The following is a 16,697-nucleotide window of genomic DNA, read 5'->3' on the forward strand; positions in this document are numbered from 1 at the left end:
TCCTACAAAGAGTATCCACGAGGTGTTACCATCTTACCCTCGATAACTTTAGTTTGACTATTACCAATAAAAATAGTCGTAAACATATCTACTGCCAGTGTTTCCATCTCTTTTAATGTCGCTATCCATGCTTTTTCCCCTATGCGTCCTACTTGCTGCACTATTCCTATAGGTGTTATCTGTTGCCTATAAGGAGCAATGAGGTGATAAGCCCGTTGAACATAATCCGGTCTACGTTTACTTGCCGGATTATACAATACAATAACAAAATCACCCATTGCCGCATACTTCAGCCGCTTTTCAATGATTTCCCATGATGTTAAGGCATCACTTAAAGAGATAAAACACGTGTCATGAACTAACGGTGCTCCTAACAACGCCGCTCCTGATAAAGCAACAGTCACCCCTGGCACACCTTGAATGGTGACATGAGGATAATCCACGCCTAATTCACGGATAATCCCCGCCATGCCATAAACCCCGGCATCACCACTTGAAATAAGAGCAACTTTATGTCCCAATTCAGCTAAACGAAGTGCCTCTCGACAACGCTCTTTTTCTTTTTTCATTCCCATCGTAACAAAAGTAGCTTGCGGAAAAAGCGAACGAATTAATGCTACATATGTCGTATACCCTACAATATACTCACACTGTGTTAATATATCCCAAGCCTCTCTTGTCATCATCCTGGAATCACCAGGTCCAATGCCCACTACATATACTATTTTCTGCATATACTCTCCTCTTTTGACCATAATACCATATAATCTTCTTGTACAATAGCAATGGTAACGCTTTCATGTTTTTGCTTTTCCACAATAAGTTTTCCCTCTATACCACATAGTGCTGCTCTTTCACAAACATTATCTACGCCTACTGTTTGCGTGACAAAAGAAGACGATGACTTGCTCCCTTTAACTTTTTTTAACATCTCTGCACTATGATAATAAATTGGCCAATGCCAAGAACTAGCAAACTCAGACAAACCTACTTCGTCCTTCTTAATATCAATCGTATGAAGTGCTTTAACGGAACCTGTCGATAAATGAAATTTATCAACAACCGCAAAAAAAGCACTATCAATCTGTTGCTTCGATATACCAGCACGACACCCGATTCCTACATGTAATACCTGCGGATGAACCAACAAATTTTTCTTAAACGGTCGATAATTCATACGTGCCGTAACTACCATGCCAATGTCCTCTGCTTCCCACGACAATCCTTGTGGCAATGGTTTTTCTACAGGAAATTCACTATTTATGCCCACACACCCTTTTTCTAATAAAGTAGCAGAAAACCGTTTTATCATGGCTAATGGTTCTAATAAACAATGTTGTTGTACACTCCACTCATCAATAGCAAATTCATGATTGATATCCGTTGCCGTCGTAATAATCGCTTTTCCCTTAATTAAGCGTGCCACTTGTCTAGCTAAACTATTCGCCCCGCCTAAATGACCCGAAATAACAGGAATGACAAACGCTCCTTTTTCATCCATACATAACACTGCTGGATCAACATCTTTACCTTTTAAGTAAGGTGCAATACTACGCACAACAATTCCCATAGCACAGCAAAAAATGATCGCCTTCGCCTGATAAAAAATCGACTTAACAAAGGTACTCACGTCACCCTTAATTTCTGCCACGCCCTCAATCTTATATGCCGCTAATGTATACAAGCGTATATCCTGATGCTTCCCTTGTAAAGCCTGTGCTAATTGAATACTCGTGTCTCGTCCCCGGGAAGAAACCGAAATTAAAAAAATAGCATCTCCTTTAGTCATAATCTTTTTCGCCCTTTTTTCCCTTTCTAAAATGATGACTAAAATTCGGATGATACAATAAACTACGCTCATATCCATCCAATAACACCCTACCAATAACAATCAATGCCGTATGATGAATTTCTTCTTTTTCTCCTGTATCCGCTAGGGTCTGCACGGTACACGACAACACTTTTTCCTCTGGCCAAGATGCCTTATACACAATCATCGCAGGCATATCAGCAGCCATTCCACTTTTCAATAACACGGATTGTAATTCCCGTAACATATGACTACTCAAAAAAATAACTAATGTAGCTCCATGTTCCACATAATCCTGTATCTGCTGTTTATCTGGCACAGGCGTACGACCTTGCATCCGTGTAATAATAACAGACTGACTTACACCGGGAAGTGTATATTCAAGCTGTGCCGCCGCAGCAGCTGCACAAAAAGAACTTACCCCTGGTACAATAGAAAAAGGAATGCCGGCCTTTCTCAACGCATCCATTTGTTCACGAATAGCTCCATATACAGACGGGTCACCTGTATGCAAACGAATAACTCGACTTCCCTTTTTATACTCCCTACACATAACCGCCAGTACTTCTTCTAATGTCATTATAGCACTATTATATATACGACAAACAGAAGGAACATATGATAATATTTCTGGATTTACCAAAGAGCCTGCATAAATGACACAATCCGCCTTTTCGAGCAAATTTTTTCCACGCACCGTAATTAAATCAACTGCTCCTGGACCAGCTCCTACAAAATAAACTTGCCCCATCTTGTCACCCGTACTACTCATCTTGTTTCCGCCTTTCATGTACCGCTAATATCGCTTTTGCCTGTTTAGTCATACCCAGTACGCCCCATTCTTGTGAAAAAGCGATAACCCCTACGGGCATTTTTTCCTGTACTCTATATTGCACATAAAATTCTATTTTTTTACACATAAATGACATAACCCGTTTCAACAGTCCTTGCTTAGCTAAAATCTCCAACGCCCCATCCGTTGTCACACAATCATAGATGGCTTGTCCTACCTGTGACGTAGCACCACCTAACAATGCGGCTAACGCTAAAAAAGACATCCGTCCATCACCATATCGAGAATGTGTATTCATAATTCCTTGAGCTAATTTCACAACCTTCCCAATATGACCAATTAACAACACATCAGAAAATTCTTTATATACAGCATAATCCAACATTTCACCAACATAATTACTACACGTGATCCGCTTAGTCGTATCAAGACCCCATTGAGCTTGACTAAATGACACTCCATAATTACCAAAAAAAGCTAATAAATGTCGAATTCCTGCAGCGTATTGGCTGTCCATTTCCATATGTATCGTATGAATAAGTGCCTTTTCACTCATCGGCTCTACAATTCCCGTCGTACCTAAAATGGATAACCCCCCTTGCACACCCAACCGAGGATTAAATGTCTTTTTCGCTATTTCTTCGCCACCAGGAATTGATAATTGTACGGCAAACTGACCATTATAACCATACTGCTCCGCCACATCAGTTAATGCCCGTTCAATCATCTGACGCGGTATCGGATTAATGGCCCATTCTCCCACAGCACAAGATAAGCCTGGTTTAGTTATCTTACCTATACCTTCTCCCCCCGTTAAGACATAAGTATCGCTCTTCTGTACAGTAGCATATACGTATATTCCATCTGTTGCATCGGGATCATCCCCACTATCTTTGCAGATTGCACAAGACACACGGTCATTCGTACGCAAAATATGTTCAACCGATAAGGCCAAAACATCTCCAGACGGCACAAGCAATCGCACTAATTCAACCGCTTCCCCCGTAAGTAACATCGTTGCTGCCGCTCGCACTGCACCAGCTGCACAACTACCTGTCGTATATCCGCAACGTAACTGTTTTCCCTCTTTGACGGTAAATAAATTCATACTATTCTCCTAAAAAATATCTTTTCCAATCCAAGCAAATGAATGATCCCCAGTAGCCATACGTTCTCCCCGTATACCAAAAATATCTCGCATCAACGCAGGTGTAATCACCTCCTGCGGCGTTCCATCCGCCACTATTACCCCCTCTTTTAAAGCCAGTACACGAGAAGCAAATTGCAACACCTGATTCATATCATGTAACACTAAGATAATCGTAAGACCTCGTTCTATACAAGCTTGACGTAATACATTCATCATATGTATTTGATGATACATATCTAAATACGTTGTTGGTTCATCTAATAACAAAATCGGTGCTTGTTGTGCTAATAAAACAGCCAACCATATGCGTTGCTGTTCCCCCCCCGATAGAGTGCGAACCAACACATTATCCATCTTTTCCATCTGAACTGCTTTCAATGAGTCCGTAACCCATGTTTCATCATACGAAGTAAGTCCCCGTAAAAAACGATGATATGGAAACCTACCTAATCGCACTAATTCACGACAAGTCATCATATCTGGAAGTTCATGAAATTGCGGTAAAATAGCTATATGCCGTGCCAATTCTTTACGTGTATATTGTCGTAGCACTTGTTCATACAAATAAATATTTCCCTTACTATATGGCAATAGCCGTCCCACCGTTTGTAACAACGTACTTTTACCACAACCATTTGGTCCAATTACAGCTACTATTTCTCCTGGTGCAACCGTAAAAGAAAGATGCCGTAACACATGCCGTTTTTGACGATAAACATCAATATTATCTACTTCTATAATCGCTTTCACTTACATCTCCTTACGCAACAAAAAGAGAAAAAATGGGGTTCCCAATATAGCCGTAATTAATCCCACAGGAATTTCCACTGGTGCAAACATAACTCGTGCAACCGTATCACTAAATAATACTAACGACGACCCTAAAAGAATCGTTCCCGGTACCATCAGTCGATAATCGCCCCCCAATAAAAGTCTTGCCATATGCGGAACAATTAAACCAACGAACCCTAATAACCCGACCACACTCACAGCACTAGCAGCTAACAACGATGCTAATGCCGTTAATAAAAATCGTGTTCGTTCAACTGGTAACCCTAATCCACGTGCCATATCATCTCCCAACTGCAATAAATTCAAATAATACGAACTAACCATCGTAAGAATAATGCCAACCAGCGTATAAGGCCACAATAAAACGACCGACTCCCAACCGACATTACCAAGTCCACCAGCCATCCACATCAATGCGCCATGGACACGATCGCTATAAAAAATAAGAATCCCCGAAATAATTGATCCTAATAATGAAGCTACGGCCACGCCTGCTAAAATAACCCGCACTGGACGAATACCATTTTTCCATGCTAATCCATATACCCACACTGCCGCCAGCATAGCACCTATAAAGGCGACAGGCGTTATAAGGTAAGTCAACGCTGGACACAAGATTAAAACAACCACTCCCATTAACCCCGCGCCAGACGAAATGCCCATAATATGCGGATCTGCCAAAGGATTACGCAAAATACCTTGCAATAACAATCCAGCTAAAGCTAAATCTGTACCTACAAGCACACCAGCAATACCTCTCGGCAAGCGTACATCCCAAATAATAGTATCAGTCACACCTGTTGTGGGTGCCCATAAAATATGAATAACGCGCGTAATAGATACGTCTGCTGCCCCATACATAATAGAAAGAACAAAAGAAGTAATGAAAACTATGCCCAAGACAACTAAAATAATACTTGCCCATATGCGATTGTGTTGACGTAATATTGGTTTATTGATAGAACTCATCCTCTTTTACTCCATAAATAAGTGAAGCCATATACGCCATAGCTTTGCCATACGCTAAGCCTGGGCTAACTAAAAAATACTGTTCAGGTAAAACATACACCTTATTTCTCTGAACGGCTCGCAAATGATTCCAAGCTGCCTTTCCTTTTAATTCTTGCTGCAATCTCTTTTCAATTTTTTCGGGTGATCCCATAGGAGTAAATAAAATCACATCAGGATCTTCTTCCAAAAGAACTTCTAAACTATATGGGACTTTCTCTACATCACCCCTTTTTTTTTCATGTTGCACCGCTACATTTTCAGCATATAACAATTCTGCCATATTGCCAGCAATACTTTGCGATAATTCGACCGTAACTGCACTTGGAGTGACATGTAAGATAGCAATTTTTTTCTTTTTTTTCGGTATCTTCATGCGAATCTTTGCGACATCATCATCTAATTGCTTACATATCTGTGTTGCCTGTTGAGACTGTCCAAAAACCATCCCCAATACTTGTAACGCATTTTTTTCATCCTGGAACGTCTTTCCTTGAAGTGCAATAACAGGAATCCCTTTTTCTTCATACGGACGGATTAACTTTTTTTGTGTACGACTACCTAAAATAATCAAATCTGGTTGCAACGATATGACTTTTTCCATGCTAATTTGGTATACGGGTCCCAGTTCTACCGCCTGTTGATATGCCCGTGGAACCTTAACTTGAGTGGAACGAATCGTCGTCCGCCCCACTACTGGTGCTTGAAATACATCACAAAAAGTAAGGAGCGAAGCCGTTAATACTACGACACGTTTAGGCTTTTGATACAGTGTAATTGTCCGCCGCAAATCATCCGTAACAACAGCATACGGTTTTGCATTCGTTCTAGGCCTAGAAATAGATGCGGCATTTCTACATCCCCCTAATACAAGTGTCATAAGTACTACCACAATAAAACCAATATATACTATTTTCTTCATTGTACGTTTATCCCCTTTACCACGAACAATGCATACCCACTAACCATTGTCTGCCCGCAACGGGATATTGATGAAATAAATCATACCCTGCATTGTTTATGTTGCGAACTTCTACATACCATAACAGTGAATCATTCGCTGCATATTGAACATTTCCATTCCATTGTACAAAGGCCCCCGTATTATAATCCGTCGTATCTCGCCCTGCACCGCCATCAAAAGAAAGGTTGCCTCTCCATTTTCCTGCCGTATAAGTTATTTCCCCTACATACCCATGCGGCCGATTATACGTGCGTTTATGATCGATCCCCTTTTTCGTATATATGCGATAATCCGTATATCCATACCCCAACGAATACTGCCAATGTGAGTTTACTTGACGGAAAAAGGATAGAGTTCCACCCGTAACGGCTTCCGTATCCAATTGTTCCACCCGACCTAAACCATGGTTCCAGCGAATGGCTTGATGTATTTCATTACGAAATACTTGTGCCTGTAATGAAGCCTGAGGCGATAAACGGTACGTCATACCCAACGTTGCGGTATACCCATTTTCAGGACGCAAGGAAGGATCCCCTTTTACCCATTTTTCAACCCATTTTGTTTTTCCATGTTGCTGTATTTGTCGACGTACCTTTTTCGTATAAAACAAATCATTCATTTTAGGAACAGAAAAAACACGTCCCCACGAAGCATACCCACTAAATCTTTTTTGCGTATCATATAATACACTAACTCGTGCGGTAGGATAAAAACCAAAATAAGAATTATCATCTCCTCGCACCCCGGTCAGCAAAGTCCACTTTCCCTGCTTCCACTCATCTTCCAAAAAAAAAGCTCGTTGCGTACGACGTTTATGATGAATATTTGCCGTTTCATGTATCGCTTCTTCCCAACGCCATTCACCACCTAAGGTAATCTTATGCTGTGCCGTAATACAAAAAACCTTTTCCCCCCTGACACCTTGTGTACGCGTAGAAAATTGCGTTTCTCCTGCCGCCTTATTCACTTGCTGATAATATTGTACATAACCTGGATGCATCGTATATGTATCATACTGATAAGCGAGTTGTACACGATATTGTTTCCGTTTGCGTTCTTTATGCATAAACGTATACGGTTGTTTCGTACGGATGACCGTCGTACCATGTCCATCAAACTGAGTATATTGAGCTTGCATATCTAATGAAGTTTGATCCGTTAGGCATCGTCGTATCCGCACAGCTATATTATCTTTCATATAATCACTATATACCCGTTCCGTTGCATATATTCCATGCGAACGAATCGGATAATACGACCGTTGTGTGCGACTCCCCGTCACATACCACGATAGTGCTTGATACTCGCCACCAAAGGCAATCCGCCTTCCCCATTGATCGCCCGTACCACCAAATACATCTAACCGCTGTTCTCGTTGTGCCCCTTTTTTCGTAATAATATGAATTACACCACCCACAGCACCACTTCCATAACGTACGGATAACACCCCTTGCATAACTTCAATCCGTTCAATTTGAGCAATATCCGGCACTAAAGATAAATCAACCGTTCCTCTTCCATAAGCAGCCTGCCCTGTATTACCTATATTTTGTCCATCAACGAGCACAACCACTCGATCCGTACCTTGCAAACGAGCATACGTATCACCACCATGCATCTGCTCCGATACAGTTACACCCGGAATAGCTGCAACCGCTTCTTTAACCGTTGTATAATGTCGCTGTTGTATTTGTTCTGCCGTAATAATGGTCTTACAAAATGGTTGTTCTTTCTCTTCGTAAAAATGACGATTCATCTCCATCCACGTTGTCTGTTCAGGTAATTCAAATTCACCTTGCCCCTGCACCACTGTGCAAACAGTAGTTAAAGCAACGATTACCCCCAGTGCATATATTTCTTTCATAACAAAACCTCATTTCCACTTATTTTTTTCTAAAGCCAACCGAAAGAGTTACCCCACAAGACATCGCATTACCAGCTTCATTTTTAGCTGCTATAAATTGATATTTCCGTACCGCATCAATCGCACTCTCATCTAACTCATGACTTCCCGATGAGGATAACAATCGAATCGAATCACCTACTACATGCCCTCTATCCGTAACAATAAAATGAACGCGGACTACGCCCGTAATGCCTTTCTGTTTACTTTTTTCAGGATACCTAGCAGCAGGTGCATATACCAATTGTGGTGCTATAACAGCCCCTTCTATTCCATTTTTTTTCATCTCATTACCTGTCGCCGTAACGCCTCCCTGTCCAAAAGAGCTGACAACGCTCTCCTCTGCCATCGTTTTCCCCAACTTTTTTTCTGTCACCATAGTACCCGTCTTAACAACAGTTGCTGTTGATGTAGGACGCCCTTTATTTTCAGTTAATCCTGTGCGATCTGAACGCATAGATCCCTTCTCACCACCATCAATAAGAGTAGAAACATCCGCTACATAGGCAGTCATCGCAGAAACGCTAGCGGACTTATCCGACTTAGGAAAATCCCCCGCTTGATATACCCATATACCCAAAAGCAACAAATGCACTACCATAGTGATGCCCAAGGAAATAAAAAAATCTTGTCGTTTCATCTTTGTCTTTGCTCCCCGCCCAAACCAACACGCGAAATACCTTCTTGCCGCAATCTATCTAAGACCTGCATCACTTCACTATACGATACATCCTTATTCGCCCGTAATACAATCGAAACTTTCGGATGTTCAGACAACTTCTTTGACAAATCACGCAATGTAATAGGCTGATCCGCCACATATAACTGATGATTTTGCCGCAACGTAATAACATATACCTCATCCTTTGAAGATTGTCCCTGTGATATGACGGGCAATTGTACGGGAACAACATGTAACGCTGAAGTACCTACAACAGCAAGCATAAAAAACACCACTAAAAAAAACATAATATCAATCATCGGAATAATCATAACTTCCGGTTTTTCAACCATCTTCTTTCGTAATCGCATCGACCTATCCTTCCTTTTGATACCATTCCCAAGCAGAAAAACAAAGCTCTATATCCCCGATAATACGATCATGACGTTGTCGAAAATACGTATGCATAACCATCGCTACTAACGCAATAATAATACCAAAGGACGTTGCCACCAACGCTTCGCTTACTCCCCCCGTAACAACTAATGCGTGTTCTCCACCCGTTGAAAGCAATTGAAAAGAATACATCATCCCATGAATCGTACCTAACAATCCCAATAAGGGGGCTGCCGTAACTATCAGACTTATGTAATATAATCGCTCTTGCAAAAGAGTAAGCACGCGTCCCGTTTCCAACTCAATATATGCTTGACGTTGTGCTACTGTTTCCATTTGTGCCGCTACCATAATCATACGGGCCAACGCCCCTCGAGTTTCTCGGGCCATCTCTACTGCCTCTTCATATTGCCGACGCATCATCGCATGATAAAATCGTACCGCAAACATATGTCCCGAATCCAACCGTGCAAATACAAGATATCGTTCACACCCAAAAAAAACGACCACCAATGAACATACACATAATACATACATTACTGTACCACCAGCCATAAACCATGGCTGAATAACCTTTATCCATTCCATCTGCTACCCTCTCTATCCTTTATGACAAGCCTGACAATGTTCATTTTTATGAAATTTCATTTGCCGGAAAGTCATCGAAAGTCCATCATAAATTAACATTCTTCCCAATAACAACTCCCCCATTCCCGTTACATACTTAATCACTTCCATTGCTTGCAACGTACCAAGCGTGCCTGCAATCGCCCCAATAATACCCACATCCTTGCTTGTCGGAACCGTACCTGGTGCCGGTTCATCCTCAAATACACAACGATAACAAGGCGACTTATGCGGAACATACGTCATCAATTGCCCTTGCATAGCCAATACCCCCGCATGTACAAACGGTTTTTCCTCTTCCACACAAACATCGTTAATCAAAAACTTAGTAGCAAAATTGTCCGTACCATCCACGACAATATCATATTCATCCGCCACTAGCAATTGTCGTAACACCTCTTTGGTCACTCGTTCTTGATAAGTATGGAGATGCACCTGACTATTCAACGTCATCAATCGCTGACGTGCCGATTCTACTTTACTTATACCAAGACAATCTTCGCTATGCAAAATTTGCCGTTGCAAATTCGATGAATCGACCACATCATCATCGACAATCCCTAAAGTTCCAATACCTGCGGCCGTTAAATATAAGGCCACAGGAGAACCTAAACCACCTGCCCCAATAAGGAGAACCTTACTCTGCAATAACTTTTCTTGTCCCTGTTCTCCTAGCGTAGCAACTAATATATTACGCTCATATCGCATTTTTTGAAATGTTGATAACATATTTTTTCCTCCTTCGTGTATTCTTTATTATACTATGCTTTGTCATAGGGGAAAATGGATATAACCAAACTGTAATAAATAAGCTTATCTTTAATACCATAAAATATATTTTTCTACTTATGTCTATCTCTATTATGATATAGATAATTATATACAAAAAACACTTATATAAGGTGATATTTTCTCCTATCATCCCGCACAAAAAGAAAAAATGTCCATTTGGATTGTTTTTTTACCGTTTGGAGTAGATTTATAACATGTTTTCTGTTATTCTGATAAGGAAAATTAATCACAAAAAGGAGAGATGGTCTATGAATTATATCACTCATCGTCATGCAGCCTTACTATCCTGTGCAATAGTCGCTTGGATGTCGATGCCCTTACCTAGTTACGGAGCAAACGTATCCACAAAAGATGTCTTCGTAAAAGCCACCGTAGCAGAAGAAGAGGCAAAAGTAGAATCACAACAAAAAACAATTATTACAAAACAAGAAATTACCAAAAAGCAAGCAAAATCAGCGGAAGATATCGTCTTCCAGGAAACCGGCGTAACCCGTACGGTCGACAGCATGGGTAATGTAGGCGTCTCCATTCGCGGTGCTGAACCTCGTCATACGCTCATCTTAGTAGACGGGCAAGAAGCCCTTGGTGGCCTTGGCAAATACAGCGGTGCCGGTGATGAATTACAACGTATCGGTACGGAAAATGTCGATCACATTGAAATTATCCAAGGTGCTGCTAGTGCCAAATATGGTTCCGGAGCCATGGGCGGTGTCATCAACGTTATCACTTCAAAACCCAATAAAAAAGCCGGTATAAAATTCAACGTTGAAGGTCGTCGTGACCGTGAATCCGCACAAAGAACCCCCCATAGTAATTTATACTTACGTGCCGATTCAGGCAAAATCGGAAATTTCCGTTTTGCCATATATGGTAATAAACGTGATTTAGCACCAATTTATTCAAATCGTATGCGGCGGGAAGTATTGGCCACCCAAGAAGAAGCGGACGCCAATGCCTATGAAAAAAACTCCCTCCGTTTTTACGGCACCAATGCCAATGCCGGCATATCCGCTCATTATGATATAGATGCTAATCATAAGTTGGATACACGGGCGGATCACTATCAGGAGTCGCTCGAACGTTTCATCAAACGAACCACTTCCTACTTGGAACCGCAAGTACATTATAAGCGTGATCTAAAACGAAATACGGGGAATATTGCCTATACCGGAAAAAATGATACCAGTGATTGGAAAGTAGAATTTAACTATACTCGTACGAAAGAAACCGATATTACCTTAACTAGTGATTACGGCAAAAGCACCTACGAAGGAAAAAACACCTTAGATGCTGTCGATGAAGTCAATCACGGTGAATGGAAGGGCGAATTTACCATGAATCGCCAAGTCAACGACAAGCATCTTCTGTCCTACGGCTTCGGCTATGCCCATGAAGACGGCGAAGGCAGCCGTGTAAAAATGGCGCCTGAAACCTACCTTCGTTCAATCAATCCGTATGACTACGATAAAAGTTTGTATGTACATCATGGCGAAGCGTCTTCTAAAATACATAAGCATAATTTAAAAATTGATAAAAACGGTTCTCTCATCTGGGATAAAGAATCCGAATATTATGGATATCACGGGGAAGAACAGCCCCCTTATGATGAAAGCTACAAACCCGAAATGACCGACAAAGAGGAGCGGAATATGGGAGTGCCGGACAATTGGGGGGAGCCCATCGGCAATGCGGCGGAAACCAAACAAATGCTCGCCCAAAATCCCGATCGCTATAAAGCCTATTCCTTTGTAGATACTACCAAACCGTGGGGCTATGATACGGAACGTAAGTTTTTACCCCAGTTTACCTATGAAGAATGGAAACAATACTTAGATCCCTCTTTTGCCGGTAAAGGTTCCTCTTCTCATCTGACACTCACCGGCGGTGACGGTACAAATACGGATAAAGAACGGCGTTCTTTATTTTCCCGCAATCCCGACGCCTACTATCGGTACAAAGCCTTTAATGAAACGCTAAAAAATCTGGAAACAGCACGCCAAGCCTATAATAAATATATTATAGACACGGAATTCGGCGGCAACGAAAAAAAATACGAAACATATATCCTCAATTATGTCAAAAAACATAATGCGTTTCCTGAAAATTATAAACCCACTATGAAAGATTATGGGACAACCTACGGGAATGCTAAAGATCTCACCGATAATTACGGCACAAATGATCTGAAAGATTATTACGCCCTCTTGTACTACGGCACAACGTGGAACTTCCCTTCGGCATTCATGAAAGCCAACGGTAAAATTTTCCGGGAAGAATATAATCAAAATCAAAATAAACAACTCGTCGGCAAAGCGGCACTCAATAAAGCGCACGTCTTCCTGCAAGATACGTGGCAACTCAATGAAAATACCATTTTATACCCCATTATCCGTCTGGATCACACGAACCTTTTCGGCAATAATGTATCCTTTAATATGGGCGTGACGCATACTCTCGGCGGTAATGTGCATCGTCGCTTTAAAGCCAATGTCGGCACCTCCTACACGGCTCCCGGGTTGGGCGAATTATACTATTGTTGGGAAATGTTCGGGCCGCATGTGTTAAAAGCCAATCCCGACGGCAGCGGTACGGCTCGTCTCGGTTGGTATTGGCAGGGAAATCCCGACTTAAAACCGGAAAAAGGCTTTAATGTGGATGTTTCCATTGAAGGAGAAAATGCGAAAACCTACACGAAACTGACCCTGTTCCACAACAAGATTGATAATTATTTAACCCTCTATAATACGGGCAAATTAATAGATTTTAATCCCGAAGCGGATGAATCGACCATTCTCGGTATTTTCAAATATTTCCATGCACCCGATCGTATTTACAGTTTCAAAAACATCGGTCGTGCCGAAATTACCGGTGCCGAACTGGAAATCAAACATCAATTTAACACTTCCCTCAAAGGTCGTATCGGCTATACCTGGCTTCATGCCATTAACACCAGCGATCCTACCATGCCTCGCCAATTATTAGATAAACCCAAACATAAAATCAATATAGGCTTGGATTATGAAAATAAAAAGACCGGTTGGAGTGGCAGTATCTGGGGTGAATACTATATTAACATGCTCGACAGCAATTCCGTAGCGGGTAATAAAAATACCCTAACGACGGAACGCATAAAAAATCCCAAACAAACAGGGGATTCTCTTTTTGATAAAGCTAAATTACATTATGACATTCTCGACAAAAAAACCGTCGACATGTATCAACGGAAAACCTATGGCATGTGGAACATCATGATCCAAAAGAAAATAAATAAAGACTCCCTCGCCTACTTCGGTATTGACAACATCTTTAACCATCGTGACGATGACCGTGCCTTTTCTGCTCGCACCTTCCGTTTCGGTGCCAACTTCAAACTGGGCTTAAGTGCGAAGCAAAAATTGGAAGATTTTATCCCGAAAGAATTAAAAGGAAAGATTTCTCCCTTAATTCTCGCCGGATTTTTAGATCGTCCTTTTGATGACAGTCAAACGACTACCATCCGCATCTTCGGCGACTATCGTGCCCGTATGGACAGCCACCTCGGGGAAAACCGTCCTGCCGTACGAGTTACCGAATCCAGTTCCATTGACGAAGGTGCCGTAAAAGCACTGCAAAATAAAGAAGACCACGGTTTCTCTCAGCGGATACGCTTAGGTCTCAACGCAATATTAGATAACCATACCCACTTAACGCTTGTCGGCAGTGCTGCCGCCTTAAAAGAACCGGATACTACCCAAACCGCCATTGATAACCGCAGTATCAACAAAGTGCAGATTGAAAAAGCCGATATTACCAAACATACGGCTGCTTGGGATGTATCCCTCGGACGGCTGAACGAAAAAATGGGCATCACCGGGTATTGGTTTAATCAATCTTTCGACGGTGCCCGCCTACTATACACCGACAAAAATTCGCAATTCCGTGTCGGGTTCGGCGACTTTTCCCACAGTACGGGAGTCACGGACTCCGCCTATACGCATGCCGAATACGATGTATTTTACCGTACACCGACAGTCCACGAATTAATGGGTGTGCACTATGAGGGCGGACAGCTTAAACTTACAGAGTCTAAAGAAACCTATGGGAACAAACTCAATTACTATCGGCAACTTGCCAACATACGAGATGCGGAAACTTCTTCTTTAAACCAATTAAAAGCCGCACACCAACAGGCCGAGGACGCAGCCGATGCGTGGTATAAGAAATATATGGCCCGTTACGATAAACTAAAGGGAATCAACGTTGACAAGGATCCGGAATGTAAAGACTACACTGAAAAACAGCAGCAAGAGTTAGACAAAGCAGAAGCTCTGCAGGCCCAAATAGATCAGGCTGAAAAGAACTTATATGCAAACGGTTTATCAAACCGGCTCGAAGTAGTACAACGCTTGCAATCCTTGGCTAAAAACACGTACAGCAAAGAATTGCATACTAAAAAATATTTTATAGAAACCCCTGAAGTAACGGCATCGTATACCCATAAGACCCATGATGAGGATACGGACGACTACTATGACGATACGGAAACCTTTACCGTTCCGGGCTATGCTAAGCCGAATAACACAGCCCCCGAAGATGTCGCCATGAGAAAGAAGTATGAAGTGTCTTTAGATGAAACACGCATGCTCACGGACGGAAAAGCCTACTTACAAGAATGGTATCAAGCCCACAAAACGCAGCTCCTTACGTACTATAACAGCAAAATACCGGAACTCGCTAAAAGTAAGGCCGCGGACAATAATCATACTAACATAACAATAAAGCAACTGACGGAAAAAGATCTCGACGACATGCATTATGTCGACAAATTATACGCAGAAAATTTCCTAAAAACGTCAACAGGTAACCGTCTTTTTGACGGGGAACATTCTTCCGTCATTGCCAATTACATGAAAGGCATGGAGGCTGCGCTTACCGAAGGTGACGGAAATAGTCCGCTGCCCCGTGAAGCCTTTGAAAAAGAAGTAGGTCGCCCTATATTGACCAAGGGAAATCTACTGCGCCGCGATACGATTGATCCGATTAAGCGGGCTATATTCTTCCAATATCGTCGTAAAGCGACGAATCGTCTCGGCCTTACGGGGTGGTTCTTCCGCTCCGTAGGCAATCAAGAACAGCAATACAAGATTGCCGACTATGATCTCAAAGGCTATGACAAAATGGGCCATAAAATTGTCGATAATCGCAACGATACCCATGTATTCCGCAAAGCGGTCAATGTGTTTGCCATCGGTGCAAAGTATCAATTAACCTCCCTCTCCTCTATTTCCTTTGATTTCGGAATAAACCGCTCCGAGTTGGGACGTTATCTCAACGGTAACACCAAGAGTGAACAATATATCGATCCGAGTATTTCCGATCCCAACAGCTCCATCTATACGTCTCGGTTCCTCATGAATGGTCGAACCTTGGGCAAGAATCCCAAATTCTTCGATATTCGTTTTGACTTCGGTCGCCACGATTACAACCTTCCAAATTCGTGGAGTGCCTTTGCCGATTATAAACACTTTGAACACGGGGCTTTCTTTGGTGGCAATGGAACGGAAGGCTTGCCGGATCGCTATTTGGACGGCGTCAAGAGCTTCACGCTCGGCGGTGCCTATGTGCCGAGAAAGAATATGCTCTTGGAAGCCTACTATACGTTTGATGCCCAAAGTACGGGCAAGCGGGATACGTTATACGGGCCGGAACAATTCAAACTCGGCAATTACACCCGCCTGCAACTTACGTATAAATTTTAAATATCAGATATACAAAAAAAACTACTCATGTGAGAGGTTTTAGGTTTTTAGTTAGTAGTAAGT

General features: G+C 42.0%; 13 protein-coding genes. 1 reads left to right on the top strand and 12 read right to left on the bottom strand.

The genetic code is table 11. The annotated features are described in order from the left end of the window. Positions 1 to 2 precede the first annotated feature (2 nt). The 12 genes from cobJ to HMPREF1040_RS00525 are packed head-to-tail and all read right to left on the bottom strand — an operon-like array spanning position 3 to position 10,833. Positions 3 to 734, bottom strand: coding sequence for a precorrin-3B C(17)-methyltransferase (gene cobJ / locus HMPREF1040_RS00470; RefSeq protein ID WP_007391929.1), 732 nt, complete (start codon positions 732 to 734; stop codon positions 3 to 5). Then, the gene (locus tag HMPREF1040_RS00475) at positions 722 to 1,789 is read right to left on the bottom strand and encodes a cobalt-precorrin 5A hydrolase (RefSeq protein ID WP_007391899.1); all 1,068 of its coding nucleotides are present in this window, start codon (positions 1,787 to 1,789) and stop codon (positions 722 to 724) included. The genes cobJ and HMPREF1040_RS00475 overlap by 13 nt, the downstream gene beginning before the upstream one ends. Further along, positions 1,782 to 2,582 carry a precorrin-4 C(11)-methyltransferase gene (gene cobM, locus HMPREF1040_RS00480; protein ID WP_007391930.1) on the bottom strand — a complete coding sequence of 267 codons (801 nt, stop codon included), beginning with the start codon at positions 2,580 to 2,582 and terminating at the stop codon, positions 1,782 to 1,784. Before cobM ends, HMPREF1040_RS00475 begins: the two co-directional genes overlap by 8 nt. Next, a complete protein-coding gene (cbiD, locus tag HMPREF1040_RS00485; RefSeq protein ID WP_007391912.1) occupies positions 2,575 to 3,711 on the bottom strand; it encodes a cobalt-precorrin-5B (C(1))-methyltransferase CbiD in 1,137 nt (378 codons plus the stop codon). The genes cobM and cbiD overlap by 8 nt, the downstream gene beginning before the upstream one ends. A 9-nt stretch (positions 3,712 to 3,720) precedes the next feature. Beyond that, positions 3,721 to 4,503: an ABC transporter ATP-binding protein gene (locus tag HMPREF1040_RS00490; RefSeq protein ID WP_007391946.1), complete on the bottom strand. Its 783-nt coding sequence runs from the start codon at positions 4,501 to 4,503 to the stop codon at positions 3,721 to 3,723. After that, complete coding sequence (locus HMPREF1040_RS00495; protein ID WP_007391926.1) at positions 4,504 to 5,514, bottom strand: iron ABC transporter permease; 1,011 nt, start codon at positions 5,512 to 5,514, stop codon at positions 4,504 to 4,506. Continuing rightward, a complete protein-coding gene (locus tag HMPREF1040_RS00500; protein ID WP_007391954.1) occupies positions 5,498 to 6,475 on the bottom strand; it encodes an ABC transporter substrate-binding protein in 978 nt (325 codons plus the stop codon). Before HMPREF1040_RS00500 ends, HMPREF1040_RS00495 begins: the two co-directional genes overlap by 17 nt. 16 nt (positions 6,476 to 6,491) lie before the next feature. After that, the gene (locus HMPREF1040_RS00505; protein ID WP_007391909.1) at positions 6,492 to 8,381 is read right to left on the bottom strand and encodes a TonB-dependent siderophore receptor; all 1,890 of its coding nucleotides are present in this window, start codon (positions 8,379 to 8,381) and stop codon (positions 6,492 to 6,494) included. Positions 8,382 to 8,400: 19 nt separating this feature from the next. Further along, entirely contained in the window at positions 8,401 to 9,060 is a 660-nt protein-coding gene (locus HMPREF1040_RS00510; RefSeq protein WP_007391936.1) for an energy transducer TonB, read from the bottom strand. Next, positions 9,057 to 9,452 carry a biopolymer transporter ExbD gene (locus tag HMPREF1040_RS00515; protein WP_007391898.1) on the bottom strand — a complete coding sequence of 132 codons (396 nt, stop codon included), beginning with the start codon at positions 9,450 to 9,452 and terminating at the stop codon, positions 9,057 to 9,059. Before HMPREF1040_RS00515 ends, HMPREF1040_RS00510 begins: the two co-directional genes overlap by 4 nt. A gap of 4 nt (positions 9,453 to 9,456) precedes the next feature. Beyond that, positions 9,457 to 10,065: a MotA/TolQ/ExbB proton channel family protein gene (locus HMPREF1040_RS00520; RefSeq protein ID WP_007391890.1), complete on the bottom strand. Its 609-nt coding sequence runs from the start codon at positions 10,063 to 10,065 to the stop codon at positions 9,457 to 9,459. Between the two features lie 12 nt (positions 10,066 to 10,077). Beyond that, positions 10,078 to 10,833, bottom strand: a complete 756-nt coding sequence (locus HMPREF1040_RS00525) for a HesA/MoeB/ThiF family protein (RefSeq protein WP_007391913.1) — start codon at positions 10,831 to 10,833, stop codon at positions 10,078 to 10,080. 311 nt (positions 10,834 to 11,144) lie between these two features. On the opposite strand from HMPREF1040_RS00525, the gene HMPREF1040_RS00530 reads away from it, so the two are divergent. Further along, complete coding sequence (locus HMPREF1040_RS00530) at positions 11,145 to 16,634, top strand: TonB-dependent siderophore receptor (RefSeq protein ID WP_007391907.1); 5,490 nt, start codon at positions 11,145 to 11,147, stop codon at positions 16,632 to 16,634. Positions 16,635 to 16,697: the final 63 nt, after the last annotated feature.

The sequence above is a fragment of the Megasphaera sp. UPII 135-E genome (assembly GCF_000221545.1).
GTDB lineage: Bacteria > Bacillota > Negativicutes > Veillonellales > Megasphaeraceae > Megasphaera > Megasphaera hutchinsoni.

Coding starts and splice junctions, on each gene's coding strand:
- cobJ (WP_007391929.1), bottom strand. CDS start 734: ATGCAGAAAATAGTATATGTAGTGGGCATTGGACCTGGTGATTCCAGG.
- HMPREF1040_RS00475 (WP_007391899.1), bottom strand. CDS start 1,789: ATGACTAAAGGAGATGCTATTTTTTTAATTTCGGTTTCTTCCCGGGGA.
- cobM (WP_007391930.1), bottom strand. CDS start 2,582: ATGAGTAGTACGGGTGACAAGATGGGGCAAGTTTATTTTGTAGGAGCT.
- cbiD (WP_007391912.1), bottom strand. CDS start 3,711: ATGAATTTATTTACCGTCAAAGAGGGAAAACAGTTACGTTGCGGATAT.
- HMPREF1040_RS00495 (WP_007391926.1), bottom strand. CDS start 5,514: ATGAGTTCTATCAATAAACCAATATTACGTCAACACAATCGCATATGG.
- HMPREF1040_RS00500 (WP_007391954.1), bottom strand. CDS start 6,475: ATGAAGAAAATAGTATATATTGGTTTTATTGTGGTAGTACTTATGACA.
- HMPREF1040_RS00505 (WP_007391909.1), bottom strand. CDS start 8,381: ATGAAAGAAATATATGCACTGGGGGTAATCGTTGCTTTAACTACTGTT.
- HMPREF1040_RS00510 (WP_007391936.1), bottom strand. CDS start 9,060: ATGAAACGACAAGATTTTTTTATTTCCTTGGGCATCACTATGGTAGTG.
- HMPREF1040_RS00515 (WP_007391898.1), bottom strand. CDS start 9,452: ATGCGATTACGAAAGAAGATGGTTGAAAAACCGGAAGTTATGATTATT.
- HMPREF1040_RS00520 (WP_007391890.1), bottom strand. CDS start 10,065: ATGGAATGGATAAAGGTTATTCAGCCATGGTTTATGGCTGGTGGTACA.
- HMPREF1040_RS00525 (WP_007391913.1), bottom strand. CDS start 10,833: ATGTTATCAACATTTCAAAAAATGCGATATGAGCGTAATATATTAGTT.
- HMPREF1040_RS00530 (WP_007391907.1), top strand. CDS start 11,145: ATGAATTATATCACTCATCGTCATGCAGCCTTACTATCCTGTGCAATA.